Source organism: Cochlodiniinecator piscidefendens (genome assembly GCF_011326755.1).
GTDB classification, from domain to species: Bacteria; Pseudomonadota; Alphaproteobacteria; order Rhodobacterales; family Rhodobacteraceae; genus Cochlodiniinecator; species Cochlodiniinecator piscidefendens.
Window position 1 is genome coordinate 108,489 of the sequence record NZ_JAAOIE010000004.1, and the last position, 14,698, is coordinate 123,186.

The window sequence follows — 14,698 nt, forward strand, 5'->3', positions numbered from 1 at the left end:
AAAAGCTATTGGCTTAGGATGATCTGCGTGGCGTTTTGAACCGTTAGCACAGTACCGGGCAGCAATCCCAAACGCGAAGTTCGGTCATCTTCGAATACTTCATCTGATTGCGTCAAAGCATTGAGAATTTGTATCAATGCTGGGGATGTTGCAGTTGCAAAATGGTTGTTCTGAGCGTTTGAAAAATCGGTTACATCAATAATCGTAACATGCAAATCAGATAGCGATTGTGCCTCGGTGATGTTTCCTAATCTTTCGTCCAGTCCGGTCAAACGCGCGGACAGTCTTAGGGCGTGGTCTTCGGACGAAGAAAAGATGACAAACGGTTGCGGTAGTTGACCGATGCGATGGGCCTGCTGTTGAAACACCTCAACGTCGATATCTGGTGAAATAAGGACAACACCACCCAGCATATGGTCGAGATCATATTGTCTGGAAATTGACATTTGGCGCAGCGTTTCCATGCTAAGTAGTGCGCCCATAGAATGCCCAATAAGTACAATTTCTTGCGCGCCAGCCTCGTGAATTAGCGCCAAAGTTTGCTCTAACCCGTCACGGGCGAAAAGCATGCTGTCGCGGTCATATCCATACCCCAAAGGATGGCCGCCGCTAGGCCAAGAATAGTGAACTGAAACGCCCGAAAGTTCATAGTCATGGGTCATTTGTGCCAGCCGGTAAACACCGTCAGCGAAGGTATTATTGAAGCCATGGACATACAGAGTAACGCTGCGGTTTTGTCTTGGCAGTGCCTGCAATGATTTGCGCAATTCACTCTGAAAAGCCCGGCCTGTTTCATAGCGCGAAGACCCAACCGCGATAAAGCCGTCATCCGCGTCTGATGACCATTCTATGTTGCCTTGGTCATGTGCGTCGGGGATTGAAATATCATAGCGGGCAAAGCTTAATTGTTCCGAACGCTGGGGACCAAACAGAATTTCGGGGTCTTCTGCCCGGCTTGTTGCCACGAAAATAGGATGTTGGGGGGTCAGGTTGGCACGATCTTCGTCAAAGGTAATCGCAAGCCGCGGCGAACAGGCCGACAGCAGAAATAATGTAAATAATACCGTAATTCGAAACACTGAAATCCCCTACCTACCCTCTGAATATCAAACAAGTTTAGCGAGGGGCAATCCTGAATTCTGATGTGTTAAAGATGTTCACAGCACACACCTGAAGACGGTGTGCGCTGTGAGCTGAGTCGTTATTACAAAACGTAGCGGCTAAGATCGGTGGACTTTGTCAATTCACCCAGATTGGTTTCGACAAACTCTGCGTTTACAGTAATTTCTGACCCTGCTTGATCGGGCGCGTTAAAGCTGAGTTCTTCGAACACGCGTTCCATCACCGTATAAAGTCGACGTGCTCCGATGTTTTCCACACTTTGATTCACATCAGCAGCGATCTTGGCCAATGCTTTGATGCCGTCTTCGGTAAAGGTCACAGATACCTTTTCTGTGCCCATAAGGGCGGTGTATTGCAGCGTAAGCGCATTGTCGGTTTCGGTCAGAATACGCACGAAATCATTTTCTGTCAGGGCGCGCAGTTCAACACGAATGGGCAAACGCCCCTGAAGTTCTGGTAGCAAATCAGATGGTTTGGCGATGTGAAAAGCGCCCGAAGCAATGAACAGAATATGATCGGTCTTTACGGGGCCATGTTTGGTTGAAACTGTGGTGCCTTCGATCAACGGCAACAAATCGCGCTGAACACCTTCGCGGCTGACATCACCACCACGCGCGTCGGAGCGTGTGCAAACTTTGTCAATTTCATCAAGGAAAACAATGCCGTTTTGTTCAACTGCATCTAGGGCAGCGCGAGTGACTGTTTCGTCATCCAGCAGTTTGTCAGCCTCTTCACCGATCAGTAATTCATAGCTCTCGGCAACGGTAACTTTGCGTCGTGTTGTGCGACCACCCATAGCTTTGCCAAACAGATCACCTAGGTTCATCATACCCATGTTGCTGCCGGGCTGGCCGGGGATTTCAAATGTTGGCATCGGATTTGAAGTGTCGGCGAGATCCAGTTCAATAACAGTGTCGTCGAGTTCACCACGCTTAAGTTTACCCAAGAACATCTCGCGTGTGGCTTCGCGGGCGTCTTTGCCGGCGATGGCTTCTAGAACGCGTTCTTCCGCGGCGGCGTGGGCGGATGCTTTGACTTCTTCGCGCATATGATCGCGGGTTAGGGCAATTGCGCTATCCACCAGATCGCGCACGATTTGTTCAACGTCACGGCCAACATAACCGACTTCGGTGAATTTCGTTGCCTCAACCTTGATAAACGGCGCGCGGGCAAGTTTGGCCAACCGACGGCTGATTTCTGTTTTGCCAACGCCAGTTGGCCCAATCATCAGGATGTTTTTAGGATACACTTCTTCGCGTAAATCATCAGATAACTGTTTGCGGCGCCACCGGTTGCGCAGTGCGACCGCGACCGCGCGTTTGGCGTCGTTTTGACCGATTATAAAGCGATCAAGTTCTGATACGATTTCGCGGGGGGTAAGATCGGTCATGCGGACTCCGAATAGGGGGGAAGACGATGTTTATAGGGAAAGTTAGGAAGTTTATTCATGATTTTCGCACGGATTTGAACCCATTGCGCGCCAAGAACAGTGATAAATAACCCAAGGATAAGAAGCGTCGAAACAATCCCATATGCTGTTTCGCCGTCGGTCTGGAACGCCCAGACAAGGATCGCGCCAATATATCCAATACCAGCGGTTAAAAACGAACGTCGGTCGATGATGAGTGCGAGCAAAGCAACAATAAGCATCGCGATGGCGGTTAGAACATACCCAGTTGTGCCGTCGATATTGAACAATGACAAAGCAATAGTATTCACCAAAGCAGGGGCTGCCAATATATGCAGCCAGAACCCTGTCGCGCTATAGCGGCTTAGGCGGTTGGGGTCTTTTAGGTCGAAATACATACCGCCGCAGAAGGTCAATATCCCAAACAACAGTGATCCATACGCGAGCGTTGAGCCTTGGCGTAGATCAAACAATTGCGTTCCAGCATTTCCGTAAAAGATGTTGTCGTCTGTTATCCCGGCGAGAGCTAGAATTGTCATTCCGCCGAATACGCCAAAAACCAACATTGCAAAGGGCAGTTTGAAAACGCGAAAATACGCCAGCATGGCAACCATTCCGACCACGCCAGTAATGGAAAGACTCATAACGCTGGTTTGTCCGTCCAGCATGGCAAAGCAAAACCCTGCTAGAAACATGCCAAACCCAGCGGCTAAGGCGATGCTTGGGAGGCTCATCCTACGTTTAAGTGTGAAGTAGGCTGCCGAAATCCACGTAAATACTGCTCCGGTAAAAAAGATTGCAACGCCGCTGCCCGTTATTGCCGCGAGCATTAGTGCCCCAGCTAACAAAAGCCCCAACCCAACGGTCACGAAAATCTCGCTGAAGCCTTTGAAGAATTCAAATGGTTCATCTTCGTCCGGTAATGCACTGCGCGCGCCTTGGCGTTTTTCGATCAAAGCAATCAGCAGCGATGCTTGTTTTTCATCCAAGATATCTGCGGCCACTGCAGCGCGGATGTCATCGTTTTTTAATTCGGTCACGGGTTATCCAATGTTATTTTTCAAACGTAATTTTCGTACATAAAGCGAACTTAATCATCCTCGGAAGGTTCAACAAGCGCACACGCGATTTCACGCTGAATAACACACGCGTGTCCCCCCCTTTTTTTCTCAGAAGCAAAGGTTAGTTTCCTCTCACAACGTCACCGAGGAGGACACACAAATGATTTCACGTCGCAATATCCTATCTGTTATCGGCGCAGGCCTGACCACAGCTACACTTAGCCTTTCTGCAATTCCAGCATTGGCTGGCATGGCTGGCCCAACAGGTACATTTGACGGCATGTCAAACCACCTGACATCCGGCAGCGTGAGCATCGTTGAAGAGGGCGGCACATATTACGTCGAGCTCGGCGAAGATTTCTCTTTGGACGGCGGCCCTGACCCACGCGTTGCATTGGGCAACGACGGTTATGATGCAAATGCTGTTTTGGGCGAATTGGAAAACCTGACTGGATCTTCACGTTATGAAATCCCAGCAAACCTAGATGTATCTGATTTCAACGAAGTCTGGATCTGGTGCGAAGTGGCGTCTGTGCCGCTTGGTGTCGCGGCATTGAACTAACTTTGCCCACCAGACCTTTAGGCCCGACCGCGAAAACGGTTGGGCCTATTTTATTGAGCTTCCGAGACCGATTTGATTTTGGTGACAAGTAAAATCAACGAAACAGCTGCGGCCAACGCCGCTAATATCAACGCTGCCTGATAATTGTTAAATTGATCAAAAAACACCCCTGCTGCCGATGGACCTAGTAATCCGGCAGCTGCCCAAGCTGTAAAAACGCGGCCATAGATAACGGTTCCTGTCATCGTACCAAAACGATGCGATATATATGCCGGATATGCGGCGATGGTTCCCCCATAAGCAAAGCCGACGATCGCCAATCCGATTAACGTTGTGATCCAGTTGGATGAAAACGCCATGAACAGTAGGGCTGCTGTTGATAATATCGAAAGACATAACAGAACGGATCGCCCGCCCCGTTTGTCGGTCAAAACACCACCAAGTAAACTGCCCACCATATTTGCGAGTGCGATTATGATTGGGGCCGCAGTGATCCAGAGTGGGTTGCTTCCTCTGGCTTCGATTATGCCTGTCGCATGGCCAATTATCATCAGGCCAGCTGTTACTGCACCACAATAGCTGAACCAAAGCCATGTGATTTCCGGCCTTAGACCTTTTGTTGTGGTTGTTTCAACTTGCGCGTCTGCGACATAATGCATGCGCGAGTGTTTTAGCGATATCGCGCTTAACGCGGAGATCAGTAATAGGCAGATTGCCAGAAACAAAAGCGCAGCCACCCATCCACCGAAATTCGCGGCAATGCGCAACGGGATTGGAAACATCACCGCACCAAGCGCATAAATGGCGGTAATCAATCCCATTGCAAAACCTCGGTTTTCTGGAAGAATACGGCCTGAAAACTGAAGCGCATATCCATAACCTAAACCATTGGCAGTGCCGAAAATCAAACCAAAGCCCAACCAAATGAAGACCATAGATGAACTAAAAGCAGCCAGTGCGCAGCCCGCAGCAGCTAACATCCCGACCATAGTTACATAAACAGCCGGAGTGAAACGTGCATATAGGGTATGCCCCATAAGAACTGCAGCAGCCAAAGACGCGAGTGCGATGGAATAGGTAACACTCGCGGCACTGCGCGAAACGCCAAAATCTATTTCCATCGCCAAAAGCAATACCGAAAAGGCATGGAGCGATCCTAATACAAAGGAAAGGAGCGCGGCCCCGGCCAGCGCTTGTTTTTGGTTTTTGGTCATCATTTGCGTCGAGATTCTATAAAGTCCTTCAAGGCGGCTTGTGTCCCTTCTGAGCGGAAGCAATCGGAATCGTAGGCTTCTTCAAGGGTAAGGACAGAAGCAAAATCAGCATCTGCTGCCATATAGAATGACCGTTTGATGTTTCGTAGGCCGCGTTCGGGGAAGCTTGCGATGCGTTCGGCCAATGCGCGAGTGACGGTCTCTAGCTGATCATCTTCTACCACTCGGCTGACCAAACCAACACGTAATGATTCATCTGCATCCAGCATGTCTGTGCTCAGAGCCATGTCCATTGCAACGCTCAGGCCTACCATTTTTGTCAGAAGCCAGGTCAATCCACCAGTTGGACTAAATCCCATGTACGCATCTGGCAGGCCTAATTTGGCGGATTTTCCTGCGATGCGCATGTCACACATCAGCGCCACTTCTAAACCACCCCCAAGGGCAAAGCCATTGATTGCGCCGATGATAGGCTTGTCCAATGCCAATGCTTCGCGCGCTAACACTTGATAGAGGGATGCCGCTTTGCCGAATTCTTCTTCGGTCATTTTATCCATTGCTTTGATATCAGCACCCACACTGAAGGCGCGACCTGTGCCAGTTAGGGTGATCACCTTAATGTCTGGGTTTGCTTTGGCGTCGCGGAAAAGCTGAAGCAGTTCTTCTAGATCTGGAATATCAAAGGCGTTTAGGGCCTTGGGGCGATCAATTACCGCCCAGAGTACACCGTTGTTGATTTCACTCTGAATTGCCATTGTGTTTTGTCCTTCAAGCTTCGTAATTGCGCAACACGCGCTTTGTTTTGTGTTCTGAGGCGATGGTCCCTTGCTGAACAAGTTCGACGCGAACGGCGAATGCAGCTCTGCGACTAACAAGTGCTTCGGTTTCGTTTATGAGCGCTTCATATTGTGAACGCGGGACATTGTTGGAAACTTCGACGATCAAGCGAGGAGCGTAGTCAAAAGGGGGCGGGGAATTCAGTGCGATCTGAAATTCACCGGTTAGGCGTGGCTCAAGATCGTGCAGGACATCCTGCACAGTTGTCGGGAAGATATTTACACCTTTTACCACAAACATATCATCGCTGCGTCCCTCTGTGAGGAACCGAAAACCTGTGCGTCCACAGGCGCAAGGGCTGGTTTTTACCTGAACGTAATCGTGGCTGCGTAAGCGTAGCAAAGGGGAAGCTTGGCGCCTGATCGACGTATAAACCAGTTCACCTTTTTCTCCGTCACGCATAGGTTTTACTGCGCCCGTATCTGGGTCGATCAGTTCGGCAATTACGTAACCTTGTCCGCAGAAATGCATGCCGTCGTGATGTTCGCACTCGGCACTTTGGCACCCAAGCTCTGCAATGCCATACAGGTCGTGGGTGCTCATCCCCCAGGTTTTTTCTATCTTCTGACGATATCCTGGCACCTGCAGCCCTGCTTCACCAGAAAAGAAGCCCTTTTTGATGTTCAAACTTAAAGGATCAATTCCTGCTTCAGCTGCAACTTCGGCAAGTCTAACCGCGTAGGACGGCGTGGAATAAAGACATTTATCGCCCGGAATGTCAGCAAACATATCCAACAGAGCACGCGATTTTCCTACGCCATAAGCCATGACCGTTGCGCCAAGATGTTCAAAGGACATGTGATCCATCACACCGCCGGCGTAGATCGAATAATTAAAACAGTTCAATACCAGATCACCGGGACGGCACCCCAAAATCCATAACGCGCGCGTACCCATTTCGTTGTAAGCATGGATGTCATTACGCGTCCAACCGATGCGCATTGGTTTACCTGATGTTCCGCCCGTCCCAACCATTCGCACGATATCAGACGATGGCGCACATTGATGCGGTCCTATTAGCGCGCCTTCACGTTGTGTCTGAGCGAGATCTTTTTTCTCAGTGAAAGGGACCTGTTCCAGGGCCTCATGACATGTAACATCGCTGGGCTTTAGGCCAGCATTATCAAATTGAGCCCGGTAATACTCTGAATGTGTATATAGATATTCTATCTGCTGGGTGAGAAGCGGCGCTTCGTACCGGCGCAATTCATCTGCTGATAGTGTTTCGAGTTCGGTATTCCAGAAATTGCCATCCATGCGTGTGCCTCATGCATTGAGTTACAATACTAGGCTTATCGGGCGGATATTATGGATTGTGCAGGTTGAAAAAAATCATGAATGGCATACGCTGAAATTATGGAAAATTTAAATCGCGCACTTCCGCCGTTGCGGTCATTGCTTGCTTTTGAGGCGTCGGTCAGGCTCGGCAGTTTTACTGCTGCTGCGCGTGAGCTGAATGTTAGCCAACCGGCCATCAGCCGTCAGGTGAAGTCTTTGGAAGATGCGCTTGGTGCGACGCTTTTTGCGCGGGAACATCGGAGCGTCATACTGACTGATGCCGGTGAATTATATTACAAAGCAGTGATTTCAGGACTTCTTGAAATTGTTGAGGCGGGCAGGGCAATTGACCGAAGTGCTCCACCAAACCGTGTAACGATATACGCCAATTATGGTTTGGCGACATATTGGTTGATGCCCCGGTTGACGTTATATCAAGATGCTAATCCCGATGTTGAAATTGTGGTGCGCACGGTAGAGCAAGAACAGCGTCTTTCAAACACCGACCCTGAAATTGCCATACGATTTGGCGACGGAAATTGGGACGATGGGGAGGTTGGGCTGCTTTTCAATGAATGTGGTTTCCCTGTGTGCAGCCCCGGTTTTGCAGAAAATAGTGATCCAATACATTCCATTGATGATTTGCCGAAGCGTAGGTTGCTTAAGGTGCAATCTGAAAATCAACCTTGGCTAGACTGGAATGGGTTTTTCCAAGCGCATGGTAAGAAGTTTGAAGAATTGCGCGGAGCCACATTCAACAATTATACGCTCGCTATTCAGGCTGCGCTGGCTGGTCGAGGTATCGCTATTGGGTGGGATCAGATCGTAGATGATTACCTGAGACGCGGCTGGCTCATTCGTCCTGTCTCAGAGGAGGTTATTACCAATCTGGGCTATTATACAGTAGCCAATTATCGGCAATCATGGCGGGCAACACTAGATGATATATTGGCTTGGCTGACTGCAGAGGCGTCGCCGGATACTTAGCCTCGACCGTCTGAAGCGCAGTCACATATTCCATGTCGCAAACAGGAAGGATGTGCCACGTCGAGGCCGCTAAGTATAGATAAACCATGGGAGGGTTTTGATGTGTCTAGCCGGATTGCCTATGTGAACGGGGCGTTTATCCCTGAGTCCGAAGCATCCATTTCTATAAGAGATCTGGGTTTTGTCTATGGTGACAGCGTTTTCGACACATGGAGAACCTTTGGCGGTAAGCTCTTTAAGCTCGAAGAGCATATGGATCGGCTCATCGAAAGTCTTACCTACGCAAAAATTGTGATCGGTATGTCACGGGCTGAAATGATCGACGCAACCGTTGATCTTGTGGCGCGCAATTTACCGATGCTACGCTCAAATGAGGATTACTGGGTCACATTTCGGGTGACAGGCGGATTGCAGAATTTCGACGGGGAACCCGCTAGGAATCTAGGGCCGACGGTTATCATTGATTGTATTCCAATACCGTTGCGCGCTAGAGCGCCATTTTTTAAGCACGGAATCGATGCACGATTAACGGATCGATGTCGCATAGCCCCCGGAGCCATAAGCCCGAACGCTAAGACGAACAACTATCTCAATATGATATTAGCGCAGAAGGAAATATCCGCGGATTTCCCCGGCGCATGGGCGCTGATGCCTGATCACAAGGGAAACATTGCTGAGGGTGCTGGCTGCAATTTCTTCGTAGTGCGGAACGGCGCTGTGTTCACCCCAACGACTGAATGCGTTTTGGCAGGCGTCAGTCGACAGGTGGCGATTGATCTGTGTGATGGGTTGAATATTCCTATACATGAACAAGATCTGTCATTCGATGAGGCATTTGATGCGCAAGAGGCATTTTTTACCTCGACCAGCTTATGTGTGTGCCCTGTTGCAACGTTAAACGGAAAACCTTACCCCAGTGGCGCGCCGGGGCCAGTCACAAAGCAGATTATGGATGGTTTTGCAAAACTGGTGGGAATGGATTACGTCGATCAATATCTGAGCTTTTTGTCTGATGGACCTGCGAGCACCGGGTTATGACGTTCACCACAAAACGCCTTTTACAGAACCCGAACTTTGTTTCTCGGGGGGATGTTGCTGCGCCGGTTCATTTACGGCAGTGGTATGAAACGCCGCGTGGCGATGGAACACCCGAAGCATGGTGCTACACTGACCAGCTGTCTTATGGCGCGGGTGATATCATTCGCATTCACGCAACCAGCACCGCAGAAGATGTTCAATTTGAACTTTGGAGTGATGGTTTGGCCTGTCGCCTTTTATGGTCTGGTGTCGCTCATTCTCGATGGGTTGAAACGCCGGAAAATGCATCTGTCGTCGGTTGCGGATGGCCTGAAGTTTTGCAGGTTCCGGTGAATCCTGATTGGCCTTCTTGTGTGTGTCGATTGGTAATGACAGCGAGCGATGGGGCGTCAACTGAACATCTGGTCCTGATCCGCGCTGATCGAAATCAAACGCGTCGTGCTGTTTTATTGGTCGCTGACGGAACTTGGAACGCATATAATGATTGGGGCGGCTCCAACCACTACGAAGGTGTTATAGAATCCAATAGTAATAGGTTTTCGCCAGAACTGAGCGTGCAACGACCCTACGCGTGCGGAATGGTTTCTTTGCCGGATGAAGCCCCGAGAACATTGCCGACACGACCTCCAAGTGATGATGTTCCTCTTTACCCACATATGGAATGGGCCTGGAAACACGGATATTCAAAGAAATACGCCTCTGCAGGTTGGGCGATGTATGGACGCCCCTTTGTGCACTGGGCGGAACAACACAGGTATGCGTTAGAATTTTTGAGTCAACGTGATCTGCATCGCGACCCATCGTTGTTAGAGGGTGTACCATGTGTCATCTGCGTTGGGCATGATGAATACTGGAGTAGACCTATGAGACAGGCCATTGATGAATATGTCGATGGCGGAGGCCATGTCGCTAGGTTTGCAGGAAATTTCATGTGGCAAATTCGGTTGAGTGAAACAGGAGATCGTCAAATTTGCCACAAATACAAAGCCCGCGCCGAAGACCCATATTATGGGACTGATCAAATTCATCTGACGACCAACTCGTGGGAAGCGCCGGAAATCAAATACCCGGGGCGGGCAACCTTTGGGCTTGATGCGACATCGGGGCTTTACGCGGGATTTGGGGGGCTGGCCCCTCGGGGCGCAGGAGGCTTTACCATTTATCGAGAAGATCATTGGGCCTTTGTTGGTGCGCAGCTTGGATATGGGGATATCTTGGGCGGACAGTCAAAGATTTTCGGGTATGAGGTCGATGGTCTACAATACCGCATCGAAGACGGCCTTCCGTATCCGGTACCAACGGATTATTTACCGGAGGGTCTGGAAATTCTCGGGCTTGGCCTTGCGCGGCTGCGCGAAGATGCTTTGAGCGAAGGTGATACGCTGTTTGTTGGAGATGAGGACGCAAAGTTTATTGCAGAGATGTTCTATGAAAAAACAGATGAAGCTACGTTGGCGCGGGTAAATCGTGGATCAGGAATGATTGTCTGTTTCTCTCGGGGTGCCGGCGAAGTTTTTCATGCTGGTACAACTGAATGGGTTGCAGGGCTCGTACGTCGGGATGTCGCAGTTGAACAAGTAACCCGAAATGTACTGGATCGCTTTCTAGACCGATAAAACAAATGGTGCTGACGTCGATGAGGTGTACGAAGAATTCAGGCTCTAGCGGGCCACTTAGACACATAAAGTTCTATAGTTAAGTGGCCCGCTTAAGCGGTTTTGATCAGATAGAAGCTGACTTTCGCGCCTCTAGCGTGTTGTTAAGCCAATCCGGGTCCATCTCGGGCACAGAAGACAGCAATAAATCCGTATATGGAGCATGAGGCGGTGTGAATATTTCGTCTTTGCTGCCTTGCTCAACAATCTTGCCCATCTGCATGACAACCACATCGTCTGCGATGGCGCGCACAGTCGAAATATCGTGAGTGATGAACATGTAGGCGAGATTGTATTCGTTTTGCAGTTTATCGAGCAATTTCAGGATTTCCTCAGCGACCAGCTGATCCAACGCTGAAGTGACTTCGTCACAAATGATAAACTTGGGATTTGCCGCCAATGCGCGCGCAATGCCGATCCGCTGTTTTTGCCCGCCTGATAATTCTGACGGCAATCGATCCATGTAAATGTCGGGTTCCAGCTCAATCGCTGATAACAACGCCCTGACTTCTTCGGTGAGCGCATGCCCACGTAAACCGCGATAAAATTGCATGGGTCTGCCGATGATGTCGCGAATGCGTTGTTTTGGGTTCAGTGCGGTATCAGCCATTTGATAAATCATCTGCGAGGCGCGCAACTGATCTTTTGTTCTATTCGCGTATTTGTCGGGTAATGGTGCGCCGTCCAATATGATTTCACCGCTGATAGGTGGCAACAACCCTGTAATTGTACGGGCCACTGTTGATTTCCCAGATCCACTTTCGCCGACAACAGCGACAGTACGCCCAGCATGAAAATCGATTGAAATATCTTCAAGCACAGGTCGTGGCATGCCCGGGTATTGCGCCGTGATGTTGCGCAATGACAATACGGGTTCAGTTCCCTTTTTTACGGCGGGTTTTGCGGGGGCCGTGAATGAACGAACGGCCCATAGGCTTTTGGTGTAGTCTTCTTGCGGATCGGATAGCATTGTACGCGTAGGGGCCTCTTCGACCAACTCGCCATGGCGCAAGACCATGATTTGGTCCGCCATTTGCGCCACAACAGCCAAATCATGCGTGATATAAATGGCTGATGTTCCAAATTCGTCAACAATGTCCCGTATAGCGCTGAGAACTTCGATCTGAGTCGTTACATCAAGCGCTGTTGTTGGTTCATCAAAGATGATCAGATCTGGCCGACACGCCATTGCCATGGCCGTCATTGCGCGTTGCAACTGACCGCCTGACACCTGATGCGGATATCGAAACCCGATGGTCTCCGGGTCGGGAAGGCGCAATTTACGGTATAATGTTATGGCGTCTTCTTCTGCTTCTGAGCGGCTGCTTACTTGTTTAAGAACCGGAAACTCAGTGTGTTGGCTCATCAATTTGTAAGCGGGGTTAAAGCTTGCTGCGGCGGATTGCGCGACATAGGCAATACGTGTTGAACGCAAATTGCGCCGTGTTGCACGATCAGCGCCCAACAGTTCGATCCCATCGAAATGCACCGTGCCGCCCGAAAACCGGCACCCATCTCGGGCAAAACCCATCGCCGCAAGTCCAAGTGTTGATTTACCTGCGCCGCTTTCTCCGATGAGGCCAAGAACCTGACCGCGACCTAAGTTCAAATTGAGACCCTTAACAATCGGGTTCCATTCGTCTTGTGCGCGTCCTTCGATCACCAGATCGCGGATTTGCAGAAGTGGGGTTGTATCTGTCATGGTTGGTTCCCCTTAGTCCTTCAGTCCGCTGGCTTTGTGAAGCATCCAGTCGACAATAAAATTCACGGCAACAGTCAATAAGCCGATAGCAGAAGCCGGGATAAGTGGCGTTAAATCCCCGAATGTAATCAGTGACGCATTTTCGCGTACCATTGACCCCCAATCAGCTGCGGGTGGTTGAATGCCAAGACCCAGAAAGCTAAGGCCAGAAATTGTAAGAAACACAAAGCAAAACCGAAGGCCAAATTCAGCAACCAATGGCGGGGCAGCATTTGGCAGGATTTCCCGGCTCATGACCCACCACAGACCTTCGCCACGAATACGGGCGGCTTCGACATAATCCATAACGACGATGCCCATGGCCACGGCTCGGGCAATCCGAAAGACAAAGGTCGAGTAAATCAGCGCAATTACGCCAATAAGGCTGTAAACGGATGTACCAAGAATAGTCAGAAGTAGGAGCGCAAAGATCAATGTTGGAATGGAAATAACCACATCCACTGCGCGTGAAATTACCTGATCTACCCAACCCTGAAGTGTTGCGGATAAAAAGGCTGCAACACATCCTATGAAAAAGGCCAAAAGGGTGGTGATCAATGCAATCCCGATTGTATTGCGAGCGCCATAGATCATGCGCGTTGCCATGTCACGGCCGAGTGAATCTGTCCCAAGCCAATATTCGGAAGACCAAGGTTCAAACTCATAAGCGACGATTTCGCTTTCGCCATATGGGGCCAGGATAGGCGCAAAAACGGCGACGATGATATATAGGGTGATCACCAACATACCAAACAGCGCAGTTGGCGGGATTTTTCGGATTTCATGTAAAGCTGCGTGCATGGTCTTACTTCCGGTGCATCAGGCGAGGGTTTGACGCGATCGAAATCAGGTCAGACGCAAGATTAAAGAGAATATATGTGGCGGAAAAGATCAGGCAGGCGGCCTGCACGACGGTGAAATCCCGCTTTGAAACGCTATCGACCAAAAGCTGCCCAAGCCCAGGGTAAACAAATACCACTTCGACAATCACAACACCCACGATCAGATACGCAAGATTGATTGCGATCACGGTCACAATGGGGGCGATGGCATTAGGTAGGGCATGGCGGACAATGGTTCTGGCTGGGCTCGCGCCTTTAAGGCGGGCCATTTCAATATATGGTAAAGCCAATAGATTTATCAGTGACGCCCGTGTCATACGCATCATATGCGCGGTGACAATCAAGGTAAGTGTCAGCGCTGGTAAGAATGTTCTATGCAGGCGTTCGCCTAGGCCAGCATCATGCGATAGGTTGGTTATTGATGGAAACCATGCCAGTTCGACCGAGAAGATAAACACCAGAATATAGGCCACGAAAAATTCAGGTACCGAAATCGCTGTCAAAGAGACAATATTGATTGCTCTGTCGAGGGGGGTGCCGCGATAAAGGGCGGTGATCACACCAAGGCATACCGCAAGTGGCACCGAGATCAGAGCAGCAAATCCAGCAAGAAAGAATGTGTTATACAGGCGTTCTGACAATAGTTCTGTAATAGAAGCACCTGAGATCAGAGAAGTGCCCAGATCACCCTGCAGAATTGCGCCTAGCCAATTTAGGTATCTGGTGTGCATTGGCAGATCCAGACCGAGCTTTTGTCGGAATGCTGCCAGCGTTTCAGGGGTTGCTGATTGGCCAAGGACCTGTTGTGCGACGTCCCCAGGCAGCAATTCAATTGAGATGAATATCACCAGAGAAACGACAAAGAGCGTCAGCAAGCCGAGAGCAAGGCGCTGGATTACGAGTTTGATAAGGGGGTGCATTAGGTTCCCAGACCTGAAAGCGAAAGGCAGTCC

13 protein-coding genes are annotated in these 14,698 nt (G+C 49.9%); 4 read left to right on the plus strand and 9 right to left on the minus strand.

The window, feature by feature from the left end:
* Window positions 1–5 precede the first annotated feature (5 nt).
* The 3 genes from G9C99_RS12050 to G9C99_RS12060 form a co-directional block, all read right to left on the minus strand.
* Window positions 6–1,079 (minus strand): alpha/beta hydrolase, encoded by a 1,074-nt coding sequence (locus G9C99_RS12050; RefSeq protein ID WP_166417763.1) that lies wholly within the window; start codon window positions 1,077–1,079, stop codon window positions 6–8.
* Window positions 1,080–1,204: 125 nt separating this feature from the next.
* A complete protein-coding gene (hslU, locus tag G9C99_RS12055) occupies window positions 1,205–2,512 on the minus strand; it encodes an ATP-dependent protease ATPase subunit HslU (RefSeq protein ID WP_166417764.1) in 1,308 nt (435 codons plus the stop codon).
* Window positions 2,509–3,570, minus strand: coding sequence for a hypothetical protein (locus G9C99_RS12060; RefSeq protein WP_166417765.1), 1,062 nt, complete (start codon window positions 3,568–3,570; stop codon window positions 2,509–2,511). The genes hslU and G9C99_RS12060 overlap by 4 nt, the downstream gene beginning before the upstream one ends.
* Window positions 3,571–3,751: 181 nt before the next feature.
* On the opposite strand from G9C99_RS12060, the gene G9C99_RS12065 reads away from it, so the two are divergent.
* Window positions 3,752–4,153 carry a DM13 domain-containing protein gene (locus G9C99_RS12065; RefSeq protein WP_166417766.1) on the plus strand — a complete coding sequence of 134 codons (402 nt, stop codon included), beginning with the start codon at window positions 3,752–3,754 and terminating at the stop codon, window positions 4,151–4,153.
* A gap of 50 nt (window positions 4,154–4,203) precedes the next feature.
* On the opposite strand, the gene G9C99_RS12070 is transcribed toward G9C99_RS12065, so the two are convergent.
* The 3 genes from G9C99_RS12070 to G9C99_RS12080 are packed head-to-tail and all read right to left on the minus strand — an operon-like array spanning window position 4,204 to window position 7,461.
* Window positions 4,204–5,370 (minus strand): MFS transporter, encoded by a 1,167-nt coding sequence (locus G9C99_RS12070; protein ID WP_166417767.1) that lies wholly within the window; start codon window positions 5,368–5,370, stop codon window positions 4,204–4,206.
* Window positions 5,367–6,122, minus strand: coding sequence for an enoyl-CoA hydratase/isomerase family protein (locus tag G9C99_RS12075; protein ID WP_166417768.1), 756 nt, complete (start codon window positions 6,120–6,122; stop codon window positions 5,367–5,369). Before G9C99_RS12075 ends, G9C99_RS12070 begins: the two co-directional genes overlap by 4 nt.
* A gap of 13 nt (window positions 6,123–6,135) precedes the next feature.
* Window positions 6,136–7,461 carry a phenylacetate--CoA ligase family protein gene (locus tag G9C99_RS12080; RefSeq protein WP_166417769.1) on the minus strand — a complete coding sequence of 442 codons (1,326 nt, stop codon included), beginning with the start codon at window positions 7,459–7,461 and terminating at the stop codon, window positions 6,136–6,138.
* 81 nt (window positions 7,462–7,542) lie between these two features.
* On the opposite strand from G9C99_RS12080, the gene G9C99_RS12085 reads away from it, so the two are divergent.
* The 3 genes from G9C99_RS12085 to G9C99_RS12095 all read left to right on the plus strand — a co-directional run bounded on the left by G9C99_RS12085 (window position 7,543) and on the right by G9C99_RS12095 (window position 11,123).
* The gene (locus tag G9C99_RS12085; protein ID WP_166417770.1) at window positions 7,543–8,469 is read left to right on the plus strand and encodes a LysR substrate-binding domain-containing protein; all 927 of its coding nucleotides are present in this window, start codon (window positions 7,543–7,545) and stop codon (window positions 8,467–8,469) included.
* A gap of 102 nt (window positions 8,470–8,571) precedes the next feature.
* Window positions 8,572–9,507: an aminotransferase class IV gene (locus tag G9C99_RS12090; RefSeq protein WP_166417771.1), complete on the plus strand. Its 936-nt coding sequence runs from the start codon at window positions 8,572–8,574 to the stop codon at window positions 9,505–9,507.
* Entirely contained in the window at window positions 9,504–11,123 is a 1,620-nt protein-coding gene (locus G9C99_RS12095) for a N,N-dimethylformamidase beta subunit family domain-containing protein (RefSeq protein ID WP_205859852.1), read from the plus strand. Before G9C99_RS12090 ends, G9C99_RS12095 begins: the two co-directional genes overlap by 4 nt.
* Before the next feature lie 106 nt (window positions 11,124–11,229).
* On the opposite strand, the gene G9C99_RS12100 is transcribed toward G9C99_RS12095, so the two are convergent.
* From G9C99_RS12100 to G9C99_RS12110, 3 genes are read right to left on the minus strand one after another with little or no spacing between them, the layout of a single operon-like run.
* Window positions 11,230–12,864, minus strand: a complete 1,635-nt coding sequence (locus G9C99_RS12100; RefSeq protein ID WP_166417772.1) for an ABC transporter ATP-binding protein — start codon at window positions 12,862–12,864, stop codon at window positions 11,230–11,232.
* A gap of 12 nt (window positions 12,865–12,876) precedes the next feature.
* The gene (locus G9C99_RS12105; protein ID WP_205859853.1) at window positions 12,877–13,704 is read right to left on the minus strand and encodes an ABC transporter permease; all 828 of its coding nucleotides are present in this window, start codon (window positions 13,702–13,704) and stop codon (window positions 12,877–12,879) included.
* Between the two features lie 4 nt (window positions 13,705–13,708).
* Window positions 13,709–14,665, minus strand: coding sequence for an ABC transporter permease (locus G9C99_RS12110; RefSeq protein ID WP_166417773.1), 957 nt, complete (start codon window positions 14,663–14,665; stop codon window positions 13,709–13,711).
* Window positions 14,666–14,698 lie beyond the last annotated feature (33 nt).

What these genes read in the sequence shown, in the direction of transcription:
- G9C99_RS12075 (WP_166417768.1), bottom strand. Translation starts at nt 6,122, where the DNA reads ATGGCAATTCAGAGTGAAATCAACAACGGTGTACTCTGGGCGGTAATT.
- G9C99_RS12080 (WP_166417769.1), bottom strand. Translation starts at nt 7,461, where the DNA reads ATGGATGGCAATTTCTGGAATACCGAACTCGAAACACTATCAGCAGAT.
- G9C99_RS12085 (WP_166417770.1), top strand. Translation starts at nt 7,543, where the DNA reads ATGGCATACGCTGAAATTATGGAAAATTTAAATCGCGCACTTCCGCCG.
- G9C99_RS12105 (WP_205859853.1), bottom strand. Translation starts at nt 13,704, where the DNA reads ATGCACGCAGCTTTACATGAAATCCGAAAAATCCCGCCAACTGCGCTG.
- G9C99_RS12095 (WP_205859852.1), top strand. Translation starts at nt 9,504, where the DNA reads ATGACGTTCACCACAAAACGCCTTTTACAGAACCCGAACTTTGTTTCT.
- hslU (WP_166417764.1), bottom strand. Translation starts at nt 2,512, where the DNA reads ATGACCGATCTTACCCCCCGCGAAATCGTATCAGAACTTGATCGCTTT.
- G9C99_RS12110 (WP_166417773.1), bottom strand. Translation starts at nt 14,665, where the DNA reads ATGCACCCCCTTATCAAACTCGTAATCCAGCGCCTTGCTCTCGGCTTG.
- G9C99_RS12070 (WP_166417767.1), bottom strand. Translation starts at nt 5,370, where the DNA reads ATGATGACCAAAAACCAAAAACAAGCGCTGGCCGGGGCCGCGCTCCTT.
- G9C99_RS12065 (WP_166417766.1), top strand. Translation starts at nt 3,752, where the DNA reads ATGATTTCACGTCGCAATATCCTATCTGTTATCGGCGCAGGCCTGACC.
- G9C99_RS12100 (WP_166417772.1), bottom strand. Translation starts at nt 12,864, where the DNA reads ATGACAGATACAACCCCACTTCTGCAAATCCGCGATCTGGTGATCGAA.